Source organism: Streptomyces sp. NPDC002623, assembly GCF_053592635.1.
The window spans coordinates 990-22385 of sequence record NZ_JBSFWB010000064.1 but is presented as its reverse complement, the minus strand read 5'-3'; the positions used below and the strand labels follow the sequence as shown (position 1 = coordinate 22385).

Here is a 21396-nt window from a genome sequence, read left to right as displayed (position 1 = left end):
CCCATGGCCCGCGCCCCGCGCAGTATCGACGAGGCCCTACGCCGTGCCCGCGTCTTCCAGGGCGAATACACCGCCGCCGACCTGGAGAGCGCCCGGCACAACCTCGCCCGCCACCTGCACGAGCTGCGCTGGGTGCAGTTCCTCAGCACTGCCGCACCCTCCGGCGCCCGAGCTCACCAGCTGCCCGGCGCCCTCCACGAACAGGCCGCGCACGACCTGCGCACCCTGTGCCGCGGCGCCGTCCACCACGACGGCGCCGCCCGCCACATCACCGCCTTCGACACCGCCCGCGACCCCGACGGCGCCCTCACCTTCGCCTGCCTGCTCTACCTCGCCGCCCAGGAAGAAGGCGCCCAGTTCTGGTGGCACTACGCCGCAGGCGCCGGCAGCGCCACCGCCGCTCTGAGCCTCTACCTGCTCCACCTGCGCCACGGAGACATGCGCGACGCCCAGCACTGGGCCGGCGAGATCCACCGCCTCAACCGCCTGGACTGGAGCCGCTACACACCAGTGCCCCACCATGCCGACACCAGTGCCGAACCCTGCGTCGGCCACAGCGTCCACTACACCCTCCCCGTCTTGGGCCCCGCCGTCTCCGAGCACGCCGTCAAAGACGCCGTCGACGAGCTCCAAACACCCCACGGCGGCGTCCTGGGGCCCGTTCCCCAGCCCATCCCCGCCCTCGCCGACCACTGGGACGAACTCGTCACATGAATGAACAAGGCTGGACCGAAAATGCCCGTGCCGCCTCAGGCGGTTGCCAGGTCCTGGCCGGGCAGGTCCTCCGGGAGCAGGGTGCGTAGGTCCTCCAGGCCTGGGACGGCCATGGCGCCGAGGCGACCGGCCTGCCGGGTCATCATGGCGTCCATCAGTTGGCGGGCCGTGCGCGCGTTGCCGAAGGAGCGGTCGCGGGGAATGGCGTCGATGTACGCGTGCAGGGCGCGCAGGGTGTCCGAGCCGACGTCGTAGCCGGAGCCGGCGGCGATCCTGCCGATGATGGCGACGAGTTCGTCCGTGGTGTAGTGCTCGAACTCGACGGTCCGGCTGAAGCGGGAGGCCAGGCCGGGGTTGGAGGACAGGAAGCGGCCCATCTCCTCGGTGTAGCCGGCGGCGATCACCACCACCTCGTCGCGGTGGTCCTCCATCAGCTTCAACAGGGTGTCGACGGCCTCCCGGCCGAAGTCCGAAGCAGTCGACTCGGGGGTCAGGGTGTACGCCTCGTCGATGAACAGCACACCGCCCAGGGCCCGTTCGAAGGCCTCCTTGGTGAGCTGCGCGGTGTGCCCGACATACCGGCCGACCAGGTCGGCGCGGGCCACCTCCACCAGCTGGCCCTTGGGCAGGACGTCCAGGGAGCGCAGCAGGTCGGCGTAGACCCGGGCGACGGTGGTCTTGCCGGTGCCGGGCGGGCCGGAGAAGACCAGGTGCCGACCGACGTTGGGGGTGGGCAGGCCGACCGCCCGCCGGTGCCTGGCGGCGGTGAGCACGTTCACCAGGGCGGTCACCTCACGCTTGACGGCGGACAGGCCGATCATGGCGCCCAGTTCGGCCAGCAGCTGCGCGGAGTCGGGGGCCGCGTCCGCGTCGGCGTCGCTGTCCCCTCCGACGTCCTCGGGCAGCAGCAGTGACAGGTCGCGCTCGGCGGGGGAGTCCATGGAGCCCAGCCGGAACGCCTGCCGGTCCACCATCTCCTCGAACACCTTGCGGGCGGCGCGGCCGTTGCCGAACGTCGCGTCGCGCGGCATCCGTTCGTAGAGCCGGGCGAGCGCGTCCGAGGTGTGCGGGTCGAGTTCGTAGCGGTGGGTCTCGCACATGGTGCGGGTGATGGTGACCAGTTCGTCCACCGAGTAGTTGGCGAAGTCGATGGTGCGGGTGAAGCGGGAGGCGAGGCCGGGGTTGGAGGACAGGAAGCGGCCCATCTCCTCGGTGTAGCCGGCGGCGATCACCACCACGTCGTCGCGGTGGTCCTCCATCAGCTTCAACAGGGTGTCGATGGCCTCCCGGCCGAAGTCCGCGCCGGAGTTGCCGCTGTCGGACAGCAGGGTGTACGCCTCGTCGACGAACAGCACACCGCCCAGGGCCCGTTCGAAGGCCTCGGTGGTCTTGATGGCCGTACCGCCGATGATCTGCGCGACCAGGTCGGCCCGGGACACCTCGACCAGGTGCCCGGAGCGCAGCACGCCCAGTTCGGCGAGGATGCCGCCGTAGAGCCGGGCGACGGTGGTCTTGCCGGTGCCAGGCGGGCCGGAGAAGACCAGGTGCCGGCTCATCGGCGGGGTGGGCATGCCGAGTTTGGCACGACGCTGGGCGAGTTCGTTGAGGTTGACCAGGGTGCGTACCTGCCGCTTGACGTCGGCCAGCCCGACCAGGACCTCCAGTTCCTCCATCGGGCCCGCTGGGGCGGCCGACCTGCGGTCCCCGGCGGCGGCCGGCCCGCTTCCGGTGACGGCGCCCCACTCGTCGGCGAGCGCGTTGCCGCTGCTGCTCAGTCGCTCCACGGTGAGCCGCTCACCCGGCCGGGACTGGCGCAGACCCGCGCCCCGGTTGTCCTGGACGACGCAGCCGACCACCGAGACGGGCTCCGCGCTGTCCACCCGGATGCCGTCGCCGGTGCTGCGGCTGATCCGGCAGCCGTCCAGCTCGGCCCGGCCGCCGTCGCCGACCAGCAGCCCGTGCGCTCCGGCGCCGTCGGCGTGGACCCGGGTCAGGGTGAGCCGGCCGCCGCTTTCCACGGCGATGCCGGACGAGTGGCCGCCGTACACCTCGCAGTCGGTGAGGGCGCCGAGGCCGCCGTCACCGACGGAGACACCGGGCCCGGTGGCGTCACGTACGGTCAGATCCCGGACCACGGGCCGGCCGCCGTCGGCGGTGCGCAGCCCCGCCGCACCCGGTTCGACGACCATGCACTGCTCCAGGCGGCCCCGGCCGTCCTCGGTGATCTCCACACCGTGGCCGCCCGCGCCCGTGATCCTGACCCGCAGCAGGAGGGGGTCCGCGCCGGAGCGCACGGCGACGGCGGTGCCGGCCGGGTCCGCCACGGTCAGGTCCTCGAACTCCGCGTGGGAGCTGCCGGTGAGGAGCACCGCTCCGTCGCTGTCGGCGCAGTCCCGTACGACGGTGCCCCTGAGCAGGGGCGCGCTCGACCCGGTGACCCGGATCGCGGACGCGGCGGCGGAGTCGAACACGCAGTCCTGGAAGGTGCCCCGGGAGCGCTCGGTGACGGCGAGTCCGCTGTCCTTGGTCCTGCTGGTACGGCAGCGCAGCAGCTCCGGGTCGGCGCCGGCGGCCAGGAAGATGCCGGGGCCGGTGGTGTCGGTGACGGTGACGTCCTCCAGGGCGGGACGGTTGGCGCTGGTGATGTAGACGCCGGCCGAGGTGTCCTGGACGGTGGTGCGGACGACCCGGGTGGCGGAGCGGCCCTCGAGGGCGACGGCGGGCTTCCCGGTGCCGGAGATGACACAGCCTTCGATCAGGCCCTGCGCTTCGCCGTTGGCGAGCACGCCGTTGGCCTGGGCGTCGCGGATCGTGCAGTCGCGGACCGTCGTACGGGCTTCCTCGCCCAGCACGACGGCGCTGGTGCCCAGGTTCTCGAACCGGCAGTCGTCGATGACGCTGCCGGTGGGCGCGGTGTCGACGAAGCCGGCGCCCTCCGGGTTGGAGACCCGGCAGTGGCGCATCGCCACCGAGCCCTCCTGACGGGCGATGACGGCCGTCCAGCCGGAGCCGACGACCGTGCAGCCGTCCATGGCGACCTGGCCCCGGGGCGCGTCGACCACCGGCAGGTCCTCGCTGCCGCCGCGCAGGGTCAGATCGGTGAGCATCACCGCGTCCGCGACGAGGAGTACGGCGGTGCCCTTGCGGGGGCAGATCTCCACGCTGCCCGGGTCGCCGTCGGCGCTGATGGTCACCCGGGTGCGGATGGTGAGGTTCTCGCGGTAGCGGCCGGGACGGACCCGGATCACCGCGCCCGCGCGTGCCTTGGCCAGGGCCTCGCCGATCGTCCGGAAGTCGTCCGGCCGGTCCGCCGAGACCGTGAGCAACTGCCGTGACACGCAAGGACCTCCTGGTGGGTGGCGCAGTCGCCGGGCTCGCCCGTGGCCGGGGACACGGAAGGAAGGGTACGGCCGGGTGCGCGGGCACGCGGACACGCTGCGGGCGGCCGGGGAGATGCCCGCAGCGCAGGTTGCGGGCCCCCGAGCACCGGCTGTCAGCATCTCCCGCAGCGGCTGCCCGTTGGCCCGGACTGCCCCTTTCAGCAGCGGATTCTGCCCCTGCGGACAACCGGAACGGCGGGCGGCGGGGCCTCACGTAGCATGCGCGCCATGCGACGTGCTGGTGATCGACACCCCCCGGTGGCACGGTTGATGGCCGCCGCCCTGCTGACCGTGCTGACCGCCGCCCTGCCGGTCGCGACCGGGGGACCGGCCCTGGCGGCCGACGAGGTGGGGCTGCCCGCGGTGGGATCCGAACTCCCGGCGGGCGGGGCGTGTGTGGAGCCGTCCACGGAGCGGGCCACCGACGCCCCGTGGACCCGGCAGGCACTGGGCCTGACCCGGGTGTGGCAGTTCTCGCGGGGCGCCGGGGTGACCGTCGCGGTCGTGGACACCGGTGTCGGCACGGCCGCCCCCGCGCTCTCCGGCCGGGTCACGGCGGTCGGGGAGGCGGGTACGGACTGTGTGGGGCACGGCACGTTCGCGGCGGGGCTGATCGCCGCCGCCCCCCAGGACGGCACGGAGGTGGCGGGGCTCGCTCCGGAGGCCCGGATCCTCGCGGTGCGCGGCACGGACGGACAGGGCGCCACCACGCCGGCCCGGCTGGCGACGGCGATCCGTACGGCCGCCGACCAGGGCGCCGGGGTGATCTACGTCGGCCAGGCCCTGGCGGCCGGCAAGGACGAACTGACGGCCGCCGTCGCCCACGCGGCGCGGCAGGACGCGCTGGTGGTCGCGCCGGTCGCGCCCGACACGCTGCCCGTGGTCCCCGGCACGGGCCGTACGGCGCCCGCCGCGTCGGCGTACTGGCCGGCCGCCGCCCCGGGGGTCCTGTCGGTGCTGGACTTCGGCCCGGACGGCGGCCGCCCCGAGGGCGCGCCGCAGGTGGCGGGCGCGGATCTGGCGGCGCCGGGCGACTCGGTGGTGGGGGTCGGGCCTGAGGGGACCGGGCACTTCATCGGCTCGGGCTCGTCCTTCGCCGCCGCGCAGGCGGCCGGGGCGGCGGCCCTGGTACGGGCCCGGTATCCCGGGCTGTCGGCGGCGGAGACAGCCCACCGGCTGATGTCGGTGGCGTATCCGGCCATGCCGGCCCGGCTGGATGCGTACGCCTCGCTGTCGGCCGTGCTCGCCGGTGCCGGTTCCCGGGGCGCCGTTCCCAGCGCCGGGCCGGCCGAGCTGGTGGCCCCCGCTCCGGCCGGGCCCCGGGGCCGGGCGCTGCTGGTCACGGGGGTGGCGCTGGGGGTGGTGGTACTGGTGGCGGCCGGGGCCGTCGTTCTGCCGCGAGGGCGGGCCAGGGGGTGGCGGGCGGCGGGCGGGTAGGTGGGTAGGTGGGGTGCGGGTGTGTGGGGGTGAGGGTGTGTGAGGGAGCGGGGCGTGTGGGGGAGTGGGGGTCGGGACGGCTGCCGCAGGCGCACCCCGTACCGACCCCCACCCCCACCCCGTACCGACCTTCACCCACCCCGTACCGACCCCCACCCGGTCAAGCCCCCGGTGACCTGTCCACCAGCCCCGTCTGCATCCGCACCGTCTTGCGCCGAGCGATCCGCGTCGCTCGTCCCGGCGGAAGGTTCTGGCCCTTGACGTTGCCGAGGACGTAGCCCTCGGACGGGGGGCAGGACAGCAGCAGGACAGGGGTGTTGACCTCCTGGAGGCGGCGCAGGAGGGTCTCGCCGAGGCCGCGGCCGGCGCCGGCCGCGGAGCGGGCGACCACCAGGTGGAGGCCGACCTCCCAGCCCAGGGCGAGGTGGTTGAGGAGTGGGTCGAAGGGCTGGTTCATCGGGCTGGTGCCGACCATGTCGTAGTCGTCGACGAGGATGAACAGCCTCGGCCCGTTCCACCAGTCGGCCAGCCGCATCCGGCCGGGCGCGATGTCCGGGCCCGGCACGCGGGCGGCCACCGCCCTGGCGGCCCCGTCCGTGAGGTCCTTCAGCGCATCGATGGAGACCGCGTGCCCCAGCCGGTACGCGTCGGGGATCGCCTCGACCAGATCGCGCCGGTAGTCCACCACCATGATCCGGGCCTCGGCCGGCGAGTACCGGTCCATGATCGCCTGCGCCACCAGGCGCAGCGTGTTGGTCTTGCCGCTCTCGGTGTCGCCGACCACGATCATGTGCGGGTTCTCGGTGAAGTCGTGCCACACAGTGGAGAGTTCCTCCTGCTCGATGCCGAGCGGCATCCGGAAGTCGCCCTCGGGGGACGGAAGCTCCGTGGCGGGCAGCAGGGTGGGCAGCATGCGGACCCGGGGGGCGGCCTCGCCCGGCCAGCACTCCTTGACCGCCGAGACCATCGCCGCGACGCCGTCCGTGAGGTCCTCCGAGTCCTCCACGCCGTCGATGCGGGGCAGGGCCGCGAGGAAGTGCAGCTTGCCTTCGCGGGTCAGGCCGCGCCCGGGGATGCGCGGCACGGTGGCCGCCCGCCGGGCGTCCACCTCGGAGTCCATCGAGTCACCCATCCGCAGTTCCAGGTGGGTGCCGGCCTGGTCGCGTACCGCCGCCGTCAGCTCCACCCAGCGGGCCACCGTGACGATCAGGTGGATACCGTAGTTGAGCCCGCGCGCCGCGATCGCGCTGAACGTCTGGATGTTCCGGTCGAAGTCCTGCCGCACGGTGGACCAGCCGTCGATGACCAGGAAGACGTCGCCCTGCGTCTGGTCGGGGAACTCGCCGGCCGCCCGCCGTCTGCGGTAGGTCGCCATCGAGTCGATGCCGTGGTCGAGGAAGAACTGCTCGCGCGCCGCCAGCAACGTGGTGACCTCGGCGATGGTACGGCCCACCCGCTCGGTGTCGAGCCGGCTCGCCACCCCCGCCATGTGCGGGAGTTCAGCCAGTCCGGACAGTGTTCCGCCGCCGAAGTCCAGGCAGTAGAACTGCACTTCGCGCGGGGTGTGGGTGAGGGCGAGCGCGGTGAGCAGCGTGCGGACCAGGGTCGACTTGCCGCTCTGCGGGCCGCCCGCGACGGCCACGTTCCCGCCCACTCCGGACAGGTCCACGGTGAGCAGGTCGCGCAGTTGCTCGAAGGGCCGGTCGATGATGCCGATAGGCACGTTCAGCTTGCCGCGCAGGGGCCAGCCGACGGTGGTCAGGCCGAGGTCGTGGTGCGGGGTGAGCGGGGGCAGCACCTGGTCGAGGGTGGACGGCAGGTCCAGCGGCGGAAGCCATACCTGGTGGGCGGGCGGGCCCGAGCCGAGCAGCCGGCCCACGGCCACCGACAGCAGGGTCTCGCCGTTCTCGTCCGGCTGAGGCTCCGGCTCCGGGTCCGGCTCGAGTTCGGGAGCCTGCCGGGGCACCACCCAGCCGGCGGTCCAGGGCGCCAACTGGCTTGCCACCCGGGCCTGGTTGGCGCTGCCCCCACGCTCCTCGTACGGCCCGGAGACATACGCGGCGCGGAACCGGGCCAGTGCCTCCACACCGGACTTCAGGAAGCCGCTGCCGGGCTGCGGCGGCAGCTCGTAGGCGTCCGGCACCCCGAGCACGCCCCGGCTCTCCATCGCGGAGAACGTCCGCAGGCCGATGCGGTACGAGAGATGGCTCTCCAACTGGTGCATGCGGCCTTCGTCGAGCCGCTGCGAGGCCAGCAGCAGATGGACGCCCAGGGACCGGCCGAGCCGGCCGATCATCACGAAGAGCTCCATGAACTCCCGGTGCGAGGCGAGGAGTTCGCTGAACTCGTCGACCACGACGAAGAGGCTGGGCAGCGGCGCCAGCGGTGTTCCGGTGGCCCGCGCCTTCTCGTAGTCCAGTGCGGACGTGTAGTTCCCGGCGGCCCGCAGCAGTTCCTGACGTCGGATCAACTCGCCGTGCAGCGCGTCCTTCATCCGGCCCACCAGCGCGGCCTCACCGGCCAGGTTGGTGATGACCGCCGAGGTGTGCGGGAGTTCGTCCAGGCCGAGGAAGGTCGCGCCGCCCTTGAAGTCGACCAGGACGAAGTTCAGCGTCTCCGAGGAGTTGGTCAGCGCCAGCGCCAGCACCAGCGTCCGCAGCAGTTCGCTCTTGCCGGAGCCGGTGGCCCCGATGAGCATGCCGTGCGGGCCCGTGCCGCCCTGCGCGGACTCCTTGATGTCCAGTTCCACCGGGGTGCCGTCGGCGCCGACCGCGATCGGCACCCGCAGCCGCATCGGCCCGGTGTGCCGGGCCCACAGGTCGGCCGGGTCGTGGCGGTGCAGATCCGGGATGCCCAGGAGGGCAGTCAGTTCGGTGCTCGCGGAGAGCGGCTCGGAGACATCGCCGCCCAGACCGAGCCGATACGGGGAGATCAGCTTGGCCAGCGTGGTGGCGCCGCGCGGCCCGAGACGGTCGGGGCGGCCCAGCCGGGCCATCTGCTCCTTGCGTTCCCGGTCGGTGCGGACCAGGTCGAAGGCGTCCTCGGCCACCTCGAAGCGCAGTGTGACCCGGCCCGGCCGCCAGGACAGCGCGCCGCCCAGGTCGAGCACCACCGTGTTGCGGAAGCCGGTGCCGTCCACCCGGTGCCCGGTGGGCACCGCGCCGCCGTCCACCACGATCACCGTGAACGGCTCCTCCCGGCCGGGCGTCGCGTCCGGGTCGAACGACGGCCGTTCCAGGAACTCCGCGCCGAGCAGATCCTCCAGCTCGTTGAACGAGGAGACGATCATCCGGGCCGGGCCGGCGCCGTCGTGCTCCTGCGGATGCAGGCTGTGCGGCAGCCACTTCACCCACTCCCAGTCCGCCCGCCGCTCGTCCGACACACACAGCGCGATCCACACGTCGTCGGGTGCGTGGAACGCCGCCAACTGGGCCAGCATGGCGCGGGCCAGGGACCGTACGGCCTCCTCGTCGCCCCGGAACAGCACCCGCGCCCAGGCCCGCAGGAAGATCGCGATGGGCTGGTCGGGGACGGTCCCGTAGGCGCGGATGAAACTGCGCAGCGCGTGCGCGGTGAGCGGCTCCATGTCCTCCACCGGGCTGGTCGACAGCGGGGTCAGCCGCAGGCCCAGCTTCTGGTCGCCGACCGCCACCCGGACCTCGCCGAAGTCCTCGTCCTGGGGCCGCCGTTCCCACAGCCGGGTGGTGCCCGCCATCGACCAGAGCGCCGAGGGCGGCGGGTGCCGCCAGGCGAGGGCGTGCTGCTGCTCGGCGACGGTGGCCCGCACCTTGCGCCGGGTCTGGGTGAGATAGCGCAGGTAGTCGCGGCGCTCGCCCTTCAGGCGCTGCTTGCGTTCGCTGTTCTTCCGCATGGTCTGGCCGATGATCATCACCGCCGACGACAGCACCATCAGGCCCATTGCCAGATACATGAAGCTGCTGTTGGAGCCCGTGCTGCCGGGCCGCATGAACATCAGCATCATCGACACCGACATCAGCGCCATCGGCAGATAGGTCCAGATCGCCGAGCTGTCCGGCACCACCTCGGGCAGGGTCGGCGGCTCCTGGAGGCTCAGCTCGCCCTCGGGCATCTCGGGGCCACGCCGACGGGCCGGCCGGCGGAACAGGACCACACTCAACGAACAGTCTCCTCGGGAAGGCAGAGAGGCAGCGGGGAGCCCGGTGCACGGGGCGGGCGCCACTCCAGCTAATGTGCGTCATCCCGAAAGGCGCCTGTGCCACCCACGCCCCGAATTGCCCTTTCGTACAAGGCTGGTTGACACGCGGGACCGTGGACGATTCTCATCGAACCACCAAACCGCCAAAAACCCTGAAGCCACTCAAAGCCGACGAATCATCCGTGGAAGCCGGGAAGACCCGGGAGAAGCGTGAGCCTGCCCTGATGGAGCCTGCCCGATGCCGGACAACCAGACAGCCGGACTCTGCCGTCTGACCGTGCGCGCCCCCAGCAAGAGCATCGACCTCGCTGTGCCCGCCGACGTCCCGGTGGCCGACCTGCTGCCGGCCGTGCTCGGCTACGGCGGCGCCGACCTCGGCGAGACCGGCATCGACCACGGCGGCTGGGTGCTCCAGCGGCTCGGCGGCGCACCGCTGGACGAGGAACGCACCCTCGACTCGTACGACCTGCGCGACGGCGAGACCGTCTACCTGCGGCCCCGCGTCGACGCGCTGCCCGAGGCACACCTGGACGACCTGGTCGACGGGATCTCCACCACCATGCGGGGCCGCCCGTACAGCTGGACCCCGGAGGTGAGCCGCTATGTGCTGCGCGGAGTGGCCGTCGCACTGCTCGCGGTGGGCCTGCTGGTGATCGCCCTGCCCGGCGGACCCGGGTGGCTGCGGGCACTGTGCGCGGCGGGCGGCGGGCTGCTGCTGCTCGCCGGAGCGGCCTCGGCCAGCCGCGCGGTCGGCGACGCGGGCGCGGCCGCGGCCCTGGGCTGCATGGTCAGCCCGTACCTTGCGGTGGCCGGCTGGCTGCTGCCCGGCGGCTCGCTGACCGGCCCGCACGGACCCGAGACGCTGGGCCTGCGGCTGCTCGCCGCCTGCGCGGCGGGCGCGGGCGGCGCCATCCTGGCGCTGGCGGCGGTGGCGAGCTTCGCGGCGCTCTTCCTCGCCCTCGCCGTGATCGCCGTACTCGGCGTGCTCGCCGGGGTCCTGATGTCGGCGGCGGACCTCCCGGCGCACCATGTGGCCGGCATCGTCGCCCTGGTCGCGGTGGTGCTCGGGGCGTTCGTGCCTTCACTGGCCTTCCGCATGTCGGGACTGCGGATGCCGCCGCTGCCGACCAACGCCCAGCAGCTCCAGGAAGGCATCGAACCCCATCCGACGGCGGTGGTCTCGGCGCGCGCGGTGCTCGCCGACGGCTGGATGAGCGCCCTGTACGGCGCCACCGGCGTGACCTGCGCCGTCTGCCTGGTACTGCTCGCCGGGCACGACGGCCTGCCGGAGATCATCATGGTGGTGGCGCTGTCCCTGCTGCTGGTGCTGCACGGGCGCGGGCTGGGCAATGTGTGGCAGCGGCTGTTCCTGGTCGTCCCCGGCATCGCCGGGGCGCTGCTGCTGGTCGTCGAGCAGGCGGCCGGCGCCTCGCCGGGCGGCCGGCTGCTGACGGCCGGCGCGCTGCTCGCCGCGACCGCCGCTGCCGCGATCACGTCGTGGACGGTGCCGGGGCGGCGGCTGGTGCCCTACTGGGGCCGCGCCGGGGAGATCCTGCACTCCGCCGCGGCCATCAGTCTGCTGCCGCTGGCGCTGTGGGTGCTGGGTGTGTACGGGGCCCTGCGGGGGCTGAACGCGTGAAGTGGGGGAGGGCGCGGGCGCCTGCGGCGTGCTGCACCCCACCCCGGACCCCGGTTCGCGGGGGGTGGGGGGCGTCCCAAGAGCCCCACAGCCCCGCAGCTCCGCCCCCCTGCGCCTCGAAGGCCGACGAGGCCGAAATGCCGCACCCCCCGCCCCCCCCACACCTGACCCGGACGGAGTCCCCTCGTGCAGACCAAACGCGACCAGGTCATGGCGCACATGTTCGTCATGGGCCGGCTCACCTCGGCCATGCTGCGAGCCGATCCGGACGCCCCGGAGAGCCCGCAGGGCAGAACCAACCGGGGGGTGGTGATCGGCATCGTGGTCGCCGTGCTGATCTCCGCCGGCGCGTTCGTGTTCGGACTGCTGAAGCCCGGCACCAGCGACTCCTGGCGCGCCGCCGGCACCCTGGTGGTCGCCAAGGGCACCGGGTCGCGCTACCTGTACCTCGACGGCCGACTGCGGCCGGTGCGCAACTACGCCTCGGCGCGGCTGCTGGTGGGCGCCGAGCTGAAGACCGTGAACGTCGGTGAGGCGTCGCTGGCCGACACACCGCGCGGGATGCCGGTCGGCATCCCCGGCGCACCGGACGTACTGCCCGGGGCCGCCGCCCTGGACGACGCCCCCTGGCAGGTGTGCTCGGGCTCCTTGGAGGGGGACACCGCCGCCACGCTCGGGGTGGCGCGGCGGATCACCGGCACCGGGCTCGGCGAGCGGCAGGGACTGCTGGTGACCGGGCCCGATCGGGAGACCTATCTGGTGTGGCAGGGCAGCCGGTTCCGGCTGGACCGGAAGGGCAACGTCCGTGAGGCCCTCGGCTACGGCTCGCACCAGCCGGTCGCCGTGTCGGCCGCGTTCCTCAACGCCCTGTCGGCGGGGCCGGACCTGACCCCGCCCGCGGTGCCGGGGCGTGGCGGCCCGGGGCCCGAACTGGGCGGCCGTTCGACGCGGGTCGGCGAGGTCTTCACCGTCGCCGCGCCCGGCGCCACCGAGCGGTACTACCTGCTGGGTGCGGCAGGCCTGACTCCGCTCACCGCGACCGCCGCCGCGCTGGTGCTGAGCGACCCGGAGACCGTGGCGAAGGTCTACGGGGGCCGTACGGCAACCGCCGTGCCCCTTGAATCCACCACGCTGGCCGGGCACTTGGCGCCGGCGTCCGATGCGACGGCAGGAGCGGGGGCGGCGGGAGCGGGGGCGGTATCCGGGGGTGCGCTGCCCGCCACGCCGCCGGAGCCGGTGGCGCTGACGGCGGACCTGACGGCCTGCGCCGCCGTGGAGTCCGGGCAGTCCGGCACCCGGGTGAGCGTCGCCCTGGTCGAAGCGGACGGTCTCGGCCCCACCGCCCAGGGCCCGGCCGAGTGGTTCACGCCGGCCTGTGTCGCGGTCGGCCGGATCACGGTGCCGCCGGGCGGCGGGGCCCTGGTGCACGCGCTGGGCGCGGACGGCTCCGACATCGGCGCGACGCTGTACCTGGTGACCGACACGGGCATGAAGTACCGCGTTCCGTCGGCCGACGCGCTCACGGCGCTCGGCTACACCGCCTCACAGGCCCAGGACCTTCCCTCGTCCCTGCTGGCGATGGTGCCCACCGGGCCGGACCTCAGCCCCGAGGCCGCGACGCTCGGCCGGAGCAGCACGACGACCCCGCCGTGCGGGGCGGGCCCTGGGGCCTGAGCTCCGTTGAGGGTGCGGGGCCGGTGCGGGCGCGGGTGCGGGCCGGGTGCGGGTAGGGGGCGCCTGCGGAGGGCTTCACCCCACCCCGCCGGTTCCGAAACCGGGGCGCTGTCAGGGGCAGAGCCCGCAAGTGCACGCAGGTGCACGCAGGTGCAAGGCTGCGCGGCCGCAGGTGCAAGCCCCTGGGCCCGGGCTTTGAGCGGTCGCCCGCCGCCTTCTAGCGTCAGACGTACGTGTGCACCGGCCGGGCCCCATCGCCCGCGCCGGGAAGCCACCGCAGCACACCGAGCCCTACGTCCGGCGCCGACGACATCCGGAGGAACAGCCCGTGGCAGCTTTGCAGCAGTCCCAGGTCCGCGATACCCAGAACGGCATCAACGCCCTGGAGCAGGCGTTCACCAGTGTGCAGACCCGCCGGCAGGACCTCGAGAACACCAAGGCCAACCTCGCCACGAGCCACCAGGGATCGGACGGCAAGGCGTACCAGGACCTGCTCGGGCTCTGGGACGAGCAGGCCGAGGTGATCTCCCGGAACCTGCGCGACATGATCAACACCCTGAACGAGACGCTCAGGCAGCAGGGCATCGCCCAGGGCTCGGCGAACGACTCCGTCAACCAGGCGTACAACCAGTCGCAGTCGGTCTTCGACGCACTGAGCGGCTGACCGGGCAGCGGCAGCCACCGACCACAGCCCACAGCCTCCCCACCGCGCGAGACGAGGAAGAAGATGGCCGACTACAACGACGGATTCATCTACGTCGACTACGCCAGCATGAACAACGCTGCTGAGGACATGATCCAGCAGACCAGGGCCATTTCGCAGATCCTCACCGACCTGGACTCCGAGCTGACGGCGCTCAAGAACAGCTGGGAGGGTGACGACCGGTCGGTGTACGACGAGAAGCAGGCTTCTTGGCACGCGGCTGTCGAGAAGATGCGGCAGCTGCTGCAGAGCCACTCCGGCCTGCTGCTCGACGTGACGGACAACTACAAGCGGACCGAGCAGGCGCTGACCCAGAGCTGGGAGGGCGTCCGTATCGGGCGCTGACACCCGTGAGGGTGCGTGCGAGCAAAGGGGGCGGCTGTCCGTACGGCGATCAGGCGACCAGGTGACCGACTGGCCAGGTGACCGGCGACCGTACGGGCCGTCGCCCGTGTGCTGTGCGGTGTGTGCTGTGCGCGGCGGCCGGGCGGGCTCCGCGCACCAAGGTCAATGGTCGGGCGGATGACGGAGACGAGGGCGTAGGACATGGCGGATTCCGGCAAGACTCCGGTGAAGCTCGACAAGACGGCGGTCAAGCAGTTCCTCACCGAGGAGGTCCGCCCCTTCAAGGAGTCGGTGAAGAAGGTCCTGAAGGAGCCGAACGAGGACGGTGTCCTGCCCCTGCCCTGGCACTCCGCCGAGGCGAAGCACGACGCGACCTCCACGATCGCCGGCGCCAAGATGCCCTTCGCCATCGGCGGCATGGCCGGGGACGCCAGTGTGCTGCTCAGCTCCACCCACCTGCTCAGCTCGGTGACCGGGATGATCACCCAGGTCGAGGACATCCTCAAGCTCCAGATCCGGCTCTTCGCCGACATCGAGGACGGCCTGGAGGACACCGTCCACTCGCTGCTCAAGACGCAGGGCAGCAACCTCGGTTCCATCAACGGCGAGAAGCAGGCGGACGTCTTCATCGACGTCGACGACGACCTGTCGTCCATGAACGGTGGGGGTGACGAACTATGACGTTCAACATCCTCCACGACGAGTACATCCGCGAGCTCACCGACACCGACGACTGGTGGCACCGGGCGGTGGAGCTGCTCACCGGTATCTCCGAGCTCCCGAAGCGCACCACCCTCTTCGAGCAGTGGACCGGCAACCACGGCATTCCGCTGATGCTCGTCGAGCTGACCAAGCAGAAGAGCGTCACCTACGTCGACTTCGACGACCTCGAATGGCGCAGCGAGAACCTGGGCCGCAACATCTCGAAGACCGACTTCGTCATCCCCTTCTACACCAGGGGCGGGGAGGATGGGGAGGGCTCGGAGGTCGCGTACTACAAGGCCCGGATCACCCTGCTGATCAGCAGCTCCTCGGACCCGGCGGAGGGCGGCGTCAGGACCGGCGTCGAGGTCAAGAGCAAGTACAAGGAACGCCTGGGTCTGAAGGGCGACGACCTGATCTGGGACAACAAGAACTTCGTGAAGTACTCCTACGCCGGCGGGATGGCGCTGAAGACCGCGCTCAACTACGACGACGACGATGCCACCGACAACGGCACGTACGGCTTCTACTGGGACGGCGCCGAGGTGCCGGCCGACGCGTCGGTCGTGCTGCGCACCTTCGACGGGGTGGCCGACTCCTTCGACCGGCTGGCCCGCTTCTTCAAACGGTCCGCCGACGAGACCGAGCGATGGAAGCAGTGGATCGGCACGGAGGACAACAACGCCTGGCAGGGCACGGCCGCGGGCGTCTTCCAGGACCTCATCCACAAGGTCGCCCGGGTGTACGAGGGGTACGCCGAGGACACCGTGCGCCATGCGGGCGGCTCGATCCAGGGCCAGAAGATCCGCGAGGCGCGCAAGGCGCTGCACCAGGGGATGGACGACCTCTACTGGGCCTGGGACTACTGGCAGCGCAACTACAGCAATCCGCTGCGCTGGCTGATGGACCGGCTGCTGGAGCTCGGGGAGTGGGTGTGGTACCACAACATCACGAAGATCAACTACACGTACAGCACGACGACCGACAGCAACGGGAACTCGACGACCACGAGGGAGTACTACACCGAGGGCACCTTCTCCCAGAACGCCAAACTGGACTCCGGCACGCAGGACTTCGGCCGGCTGGACAGTCTCGACACCTGGAAGAAGATCGGCGATCTCGCCGTGCAGCTCTGGCAGGCGGGCGTCACCGAGCATCTCAGCGTCCCCGCCAAGGACATCCTGACGTCGGTGCACAACGCGTGGAGTCCGCAGACCTTCGACATCGGTGAGATCCGCACACGTACCACCGGCGACACGCTGAAGGCCGACTGGCAGGAGGATCAGGCCAAGAAGGACAAGGCGGAGGCCGAGGCCCAGGCCAAGAAGGACAAGGAGGAGGCCGAAGCGGCGGCGGCAGCGGCGGCCGCGGAGGCCGAGCGGATCAGGAAGGAACAGGAGGCCGAAGCCGAGCGGATCAGGAAGGAACAGGAGGCCGAAGCCGAGCGGATCAGGAAAGAGCAGGAGGCCGAAGCCGAGCGGATCAGGAAAGAACAGGAGGAGGACCAGGCTCGCCGGGATGCCGAGGCCGAAGCCCGCTACCAGCAGGAAAAGGAAGACCAGGCCCGCCGGGACGCCGAGGCCGAGGCCCGCTACCAGCAGGAGAAGGCCGACCAGGAAGCGGCGGAAGCCGAGGCCGCAGCCCAGTACGAGCGGGAGAAGGCCGAGCAGGAAGCCGAGCAGGACCGGCAGGAGGCCATAGCCGAGGAGCGCTACCAGCAGGAGCAGGCCAAGCAGGACGCCGCCGAAGCCGAGGCCGAAGCCCGCTACCAGCAGGAGAAGGCCGACCAGGAAGCCCAGCAGGCCGAACAGCAGGCCGCGCAGGAGGCCCAGCGGCAGGAGCAGGCCGAGCAGCAGGCCAAGCAGGAGGCCGCTCAGCAGGCCCAGCAGGAGGAGCAGAAGGCACAGCAGGCCGCTCAGCAGGCCCAGCAGGAGGAATACCAGCAGCAGCAGATGGTCATCCAGCAGCAGCAGATACGGCAGCAGCGGGAGGACCAGGAGCGGGCTCGCAAGGAGGCGGCGGCCGAGCAGGCGGAGCAGGAAGCCAAGCAGGAGGCCGCCGAGGCGGAGCAGAAGGCCGAACAGCAGCAGGCCGAGGCCGAGCAGAAGGCCGAGCAGCAGGCGGCCGAGGAGAAGTACGAGCGGGAGCAGGCCGAGCAGAAGGCGGAGCAGGCGCGCCAGGAGGCCGAGCAGAAGGCCGAACAGGCCCGGCTGGAGGCCAAGCAGGACGCCCAGCAGGCCGAGCAGGAAGCCGCGCAGGAGGCCCGGTACCAGGAGGAGAAGGCCGAGCAGGTCCGCCAGGAAGCGGAGCAGAAGGCCGAACAGGCCCGGCTGGAGGCCAAGCAGGACGCCCAGCAGGCCGAGGCCGAGGCCAAGCAGGAGGCCCAGCAGGCAGCGGCCGACGCCAGGTACGAGCAGGAGAAGGCCGAGCAGAAGGCCGAACAGGCACGGCAGGAGGCCAGGCAGGACGCCAAGGAGGCCGAGGCCCAGGCCAGGTACGACCAGGAACAGGCCGAGCAGAAGGCCGAACAGGCCCGGCAGGAGGCCAAGGAAGACGCGCTCCGCACCGAGCAGCAGGCCCGGGAGGACGAGTACCGGCAGCAGCAGCTCCAGGCGCAGGAGGACTACCAGAGCCGCTACGAGAGCTCGCTCAACGACCCGGCCAACAGCCTGGTCAACGGTGCCGTCAACGGCCCGGTCAACGGCAGCGGTTCGCTGACCAACCCGGACGGCAGCACCTCGTACATCGACAACCAGGGCCGGGTGATCACCGACTTCTCCGACGGTACGAAGACCATCGTCGACCCGGATCTCCAGACCTCCACCGTCATCCGCCCCGACGGCCAGTCCACGACCGGCCCCCTCAACGCGGACGAGGTGCTGAACAACCCGGACGGCAGCCGCACCTACGTCGACTCGCAGGGCCAGGTGGTGACGAACTACCCGGACGGCAGCAAGGCGACGGTCGACCCGGACAGCGGCGTCACGACCGTCACCGAGCCGAACGGCAACTCGACCACCGGGTATCTCAACAACGGCGGCTCCGGCTACCAGTACCAGGACACCACCACCCAACTTCCGTCGTACGAGGAGGAGTTGTACGACAACGCCGCCTACGGCGACTCGGCCTCCGACTACCTGGCCGGCAACACCGCAGCCGCCGCCCAACAGCAACAGCAGTCCCAGATGCCCATGGGCGGCATGCCGTTGAACGGCATGCAGAGCCCCCGGGGCGGCGGGGGCAGCGGCGAGGGCAGTGGCGAGCGGGTCCGCAACGTCATCGACAGCGATGGGGCGATCAGCAACCGCGCCCGGTCCGCGACCCGGAGCAGCAACGGCGGCTTCGACGAGCGCGAGGCGACGGTGGCCACCTCCGGCGGCACCCCCTTCATGCCCCCGATGGGCGGCGGCGGGGCCGGCGGTCCCGGGCAGCAGCAGACGGAGAGCGGCGACCGGGTGCGCGACACCTGGGTCCAGGAGGACGAGGACGTGTGGGGCACGGACGAGGGCGGCGCGCCGGCGGTGATCGGCCGGTGAGCCGGTGAAGGCGAACCGGGGGAGGGGCGACCGATGAGCGTGCAGGTGAACCAGAGGAGCGACGACCGGTGACCGAGGGAATCAACCAGCAGATAGCCGAGGCGATGGCCCACCTGGAGGCCACCCAGGCCGCCGTGGCCAAGGCCGAGGCCGGGCTGCGCGACGCCACCGCGACGGCCCGCTCCCGGGACCGCGCCGTGGAGGCCACGGTCGGGGCGCAGGGGCAGCTGACCGGCCTGAAGTTCCTGGACAACAAGTACCAGGGCATGACGGCCACCCAGCTGTCCGCCTCGGTCCTGGAGGCCGCTCAGCAGGCCCGTACCAAGGTCACCCGCCAGGTGATGGACACCTTCGGCCCGCTGATGGGCGCCAATCCGGCGATCCCCGGGGGCCGGCCCATCGAGGTCGACTGGGCGGGCATCTTCGGGGCCGACGCCGTGGGCGGCAACGGCCGGGGCGGCGGCCGGTCGGCGGGCGACCGGCTGCGCGACGAGATCCACGAGGACGACACCGACACCGACACCTCCACAGGCAGGAGCAGGGCATGAGCGTCGACGAAGGCAGGTTCGTGGCGAACCTCCCCGAGCTGAGGGAGTGCGGCGAGGAGATGCGGGACATGAGCCGGGAGATCGTCAGCATGTTCGCCGACTTCGACGCGGGCGTACAGCTCTTCTCGGCGTGGCCCGGTGACGGCACGGACAAGCCGTCCCAGCAGTTCCAGCTGAGCTGGGACGAGCGCAACAGGAACGTCCGCGCGGTCGGCGACCCGATGGAGCAGGCGGTCGTCGGCGTGGTCGACGCGACCCTGAGCAACATGAACAGCATCAGGGGCACCAGCCAGTACGCCCAGGACGAGATCAACGACCAGCGGTCCCGGACGGACTCCGTGATGGACGACCTCGACTCCGGCTCGGGCTACGGCTCCGACTCCGACACACGGCACTGAGCGGCGGGCACGGCTGTCGGACATGGAGGAGATCAACTTTCCGCCCTGGGCTCAGGAACTCCTGAAGATCACGCTGGGCGTCACCCCCATCACGACCCATGAGAACCTCGCGTTCGACAGCCGTGTCATCTACACCGATCTCGCGAGCCGGCTCCGCCTGTTCCGGGACATGCTCAACACCCATGTGCAGAAGGCCTCGCGGGCCCTCCCGCCGGGCGTCGCCGACCCGTACGTGGACGCCCTCTCCCTGCTCACCGGCAACGGCGGCGGCGTCGACTACCTGGAGATGTTCGCCAAGAGCCTCGACGACGCGGCCTACGGCCAGGTCGGCATCTCCCAGAACGTCCAGCAGGCCAAGTGGGAGATCCTCGCCGAATGCATCATGTTCCTCGCGGAGATGGCGTTCCTGACGGCGATGGCGTTCTTCACCGGCGGGACGTCCCTGACCCAGGCGTGGCTGCTGCGGGCCAGGACCACCCTGACGATCCTGATGATCATCGACCGGCTGACCCGGATCACCCATATCGGGCCCAGCCTGGTCGAGGGCATCCAGGAAGCCATGATCACCCTCGGGGTCAACCTCTTCCAGATGGGGCTCAACCCGGACGACCGCCGGGTCAAGAACGTCGACTGGCTCGCCGTCGTCAAGTCGTTCGCGTTCGGCGCCATCGCGGGCGGCGTGATCAGTGTGTTCTCGACGCTGGGGAACTTCTTCAAGAACGTCGGCGCCAAGTTCTTCAAGACCGACCTCCCCGGCGACCTCGGCAAGTTCGACGTGAACCTGCCCACCCCAGGCGGCGGCCCGAACAGCAGGTTCGACATCAGGAACGCGCCCGGCTGGGCGGTGGGCGTCGCCATCAGCGGCGCGGCCGAGGGCTTCGGCGAGGGGGTCGCCGAGACGCTCTACAACGGTCTCTTCGAGGACCGGTGGACCTTCGACTGGGCGACGGTGGCGTACGGGACGACCAGCGGGGTCATCGGCGAGGTGGTCGGCGGGGGCCTGGTCGCCGGGGCGCTGGCGCTGCGGGCCAAGTTCATCCCGCCGAAGATCCCGCCGGGCGGGGTGAACGACGCGAACACGTTCCGCAACAACATGGACAGCGGCTGGAGCGGCGACCGGACCCGGAACGGCTCCGACGGCGGCGTCGACGGGGTCAACGGCGTCAACGGCGCCGGCTCCGGTTTCGGTGCCGGCGCGGTGCCGCCGGCGAACGCGGGACAGCTGCCCGGGGACCTCACGGGCGGCTCGCGCACCACCCCGCCGGTGCTGACGCCGCTGCCGACACCGGTCCCGCCGACGCAGGCACCTCCCGTGCAGACCCCGCCGGTCGCCGTGCCGACGAGCGGCGGCGGTCCGGCGAACAACGGCTTCACGGAGCGGACCGACCGCACCGACGGCACCGACGGTTCGAGCAGGTCCGACGGCCCGAACGGCCCCGACGGCTCGTCGTCGTCCGACCGCCCGGACCGCACCTCCGCCACCGACGGGCTCCCGAACCGGACCACCACCCCCGTCGGCCTCAACAGCCCGCCCCCGCTCCAGAGCACCGGCGGGCTGCCCTCCTCGGCCCTGAACACCCTCGGCGCCGCGCGGCCCGTGCTGTCCACCGGAGTCTCGCCGTACCGCTCGGAGAACGGCTTCACCGAGGCGTACGAGAACGAGGCGAACGGCGTACCCGACGCGCCCGCCGTCACCCCCGCCACCCTCCCGGGCAGCCTGCCCACCAGCGGCCAGACCCCGTCCGGGTGGGACGGCAACCGCGCCCAGACCAACCCGGCGCAACGCGACGCCTGGCAGGACGAGTTCGACGCGGAGGAGACCCCGGCAGACCTGCCCGCCGTCACCCCGGCCACGGTCCCGCATGCCCCCGCCACCGGCCAGACGCCCACCGGGACGGACGCCAACCGCAACCAGGCCGACCCGGCACAACGCGACAACACGCAGGACGAGTTCGACGGCCGACCCGGGGACGAGTCCGACATCGAGAACACCTTCGCCGACGCCCCGGCTGTCCCGCCCGCCACCGGCCAGGCACCCACCGCAGCGGACGCCAACCGCAACCAGGCCGACCCGGCACAACGCGACAACACGCAGGACGAGTTCGACGGCCGACCCGGGGACGAGTCCGACATCGAGAACACG

12 protein-coding genes and 1 pseudogene are annotated in these 21396 nt (G+C 71.9%); 11 read left to right on the top strand and 2 right to left on the bottom strand.

The window, feature by feature from the left end; genetic code table 11:
• Positions 1-3: 3 nt before the first annotated feature.
• Positions 4-714, top strand: coding sequence for a hypothetical protein (locus ACWD4O_RS46615; RefSeq protein WP_451289169.1), 711 nt, complete (start codon positions 4-6; stop codon positions 712-714).
• Positions 715-749: 35 nt separating this feature from the next.
• Here ACWD4O_RS46615 and ACWD4O_RS46610 read toward each other — a convergent pair whose 3' ends face one another.
• A complete protein-coding gene (locus ACWD4O_RS46610) occupies positions 750-4052 on the bottom strand; it encodes a right-handed parallel beta-helix repeat-containing protein (RefSeq protein WP_451289168.1) in 3303 nt (1100 codons plus the stop codon).
• Between the two features lie 270 nt (positions 4053-4322).
• Here ACWD4O_RS46610 and ACWD4O_RS46605 point away from each other — a divergent pair, with 270 nt between their 5' ends.
• Positions 4323-5531 (top strand): S8 family serine peptidase, encoded by a 1209-nt coding sequence (locus ACWD4O_RS46605; RefSeq protein WP_451289167.1) that lies wholly within the window; start codon positions 4323-4325, stop codon positions 5529-5531.
• A gap of 160 nt (positions 5532-5691) precedes the next feature.
• Here the strand turns inward: ACWD4O_RS46605 and eccCa are convergent, their stop codons facing one another.
• Positions 5692-9663, bottom strand: coding sequence for a type VII secretion protein EccCa (gene eccCa, locus ACWD4O_RS46600; protein WP_451289176.1), 3972 nt, complete (start codon positions 9661-9663; stop codon positions 5692-5694).
• 283 nt (positions 9664-9946) lie between these two features.
• Between eccCa and eccD the strand changes: the two genes are divergently transcribed.
• The 9 genes and pseudogenes from eccD to ACWD4O_RS46555 all read left to right on the top strand — a co-directional run.
• A complete protein-coding gene (eccD, locus tag ACWD4O_RS46595; protein ID WP_451289166.1) occupies positions 9947-11347 on the top strand; it encodes a type VII secretion integral membrane protein EccD in 1401 nt (466 codons plus the stop codon).
• 186 nt (positions 11348-11533) lie between these two features.
• Positions 11534-13021, top strand: a complete 1488-nt coding sequence (gene eccB, locus ACWD4O_RS46590; RefSeq protein ID WP_451289165.1) for a type VII secretion protein EccB — start codon at positions 11534-11536, stop codon at positions 13019-13021.
• Between the two features lie 328 nt (positions 13022-13349).
• Entirely contained in the window at positions 13350-13685 is a 336-nt protein-coding gene (locus tag ACWD4O_RS46585; protein ID WP_351920592.1) for a WXG100 family type VII secretion target, read from the top strand.
• 63 nt (positions 13686-13748) lie between these two features.
• Positions 13749-14069 carry a WXG100 family type VII secretion target gene (locus tag ACWD4O_RS46580; protein WP_351920594.1) on the top strand — a complete coding sequence of 107 codons (321 nt, stop codon included), beginning with the start codon at positions 13749-13751 and terminating at the stop codon, positions 14067-14069.
• 201 nt (positions 14070-14270) lie between these two features.
• On the top strand, positions 14271-14750 hold the full coding sequence (locus tag ACWD4O_RS46575; RefSeq protein ID WP_451289163.1) for a type VII secretion system-associated protein: 480 nt from the start codon (positions 14271-14273) through the stop codon (positions 14748-14750).
• Positions 14747-18307 carry an AAWKG family protein gene (locus ACWD4O_RS46570; RefSeq protein WP_451289162.1) on the top strand — a complete coding sequence of 1187 codons (3561 nt, stop codon included), beginning with the start codon at positions 14747-14749 and terminating at the stop codon, positions 18305-18307. The genes ACWD4O_RS46575 and ACWD4O_RS46570 overlap by 4 nt, the downstream gene beginning before the upstream one ends.
• A 68-nt stretch (positions 18308-18375) precedes the next feature.
• Entirely contained in the window at positions 18376-18855 is a 480-nt protein-coding gene (locus ACWD4O_RS46565) for a YbaB/EbfC family nucleoid-associated protein (protein ID WP_451289161.1), read from the top strand.
• On the top strand, positions 18852-19253 hold the full coding sequence (locus ACWD4O_RS46560; protein WP_451289160.1) for a hypothetical protein: 402 nt from the start codon (positions 18852-18854) through the stop codon (positions 19251-19253). Before ACWD4O_RS46565 ends, ACWD4O_RS46560 begins: the two co-directional genes overlap by 4 nt.
• A gap of 22 nt (positions 19254-19275) precedes the next feature.
• Positions 19276-21396, top strand: a pseudogene (locus ACWD4O_RS46555) (hypothetical protein); the annotation flags it as partial.

Excerpts from the sequence above, each read along its gene's own strand:
- ACWD4O_RS46560 (WP_451289160.1), top strand. The coding sequence starts at position 18,852 with ATGAGCGTCGACGAAGGCAGGTTCGTGGCGAACCTCCCCGAGCTGAGG.
- ACWD4O_RS46615 (WP_451289169.1), top strand. The coding sequence starts at position 4 with ATGGCCCGCGCCCCGCGCAGTATCGACGAGGCCCTACGCCGTGCCCGC.
- ACWD4O_RS46570 (WP_451289162.1), top strand. The coding sequence starts at position 14,747 with ATGACGTTCAACATCCTCCACGACGAGTACATCCGCGAGCTCACCGAC.
- eccD (WP_451289166.1), top strand. The coding sequence starts at position 9,947 with ATGCCGGACAACCAGACAGCCGGACTCTGCCGTCTGACCGTGCGCGCC.
- ACWD4O_RS46580 (WP_351920594.1), top strand. The coding sequence starts at position 13,749 with ATGGCCGACTACAACGACGGATTCATCTACGTCGACTACGCCAGCATG.
- ACWD4O_RS46605 (WP_451289167.1), top strand. The coding sequence starts at position 4,323 with ATGCGACGTGCTGGTGATCGACACCCCCCGGTGGCACGGTTGATGGCC.
- ACWD4O_RS46575 (WP_451289163.1), top strand. The coding sequence starts at position 14,271 with ATGGCGGATTCCGGCAAGACTCCGGTGAAGCTCGACAAGACGGCGGTC.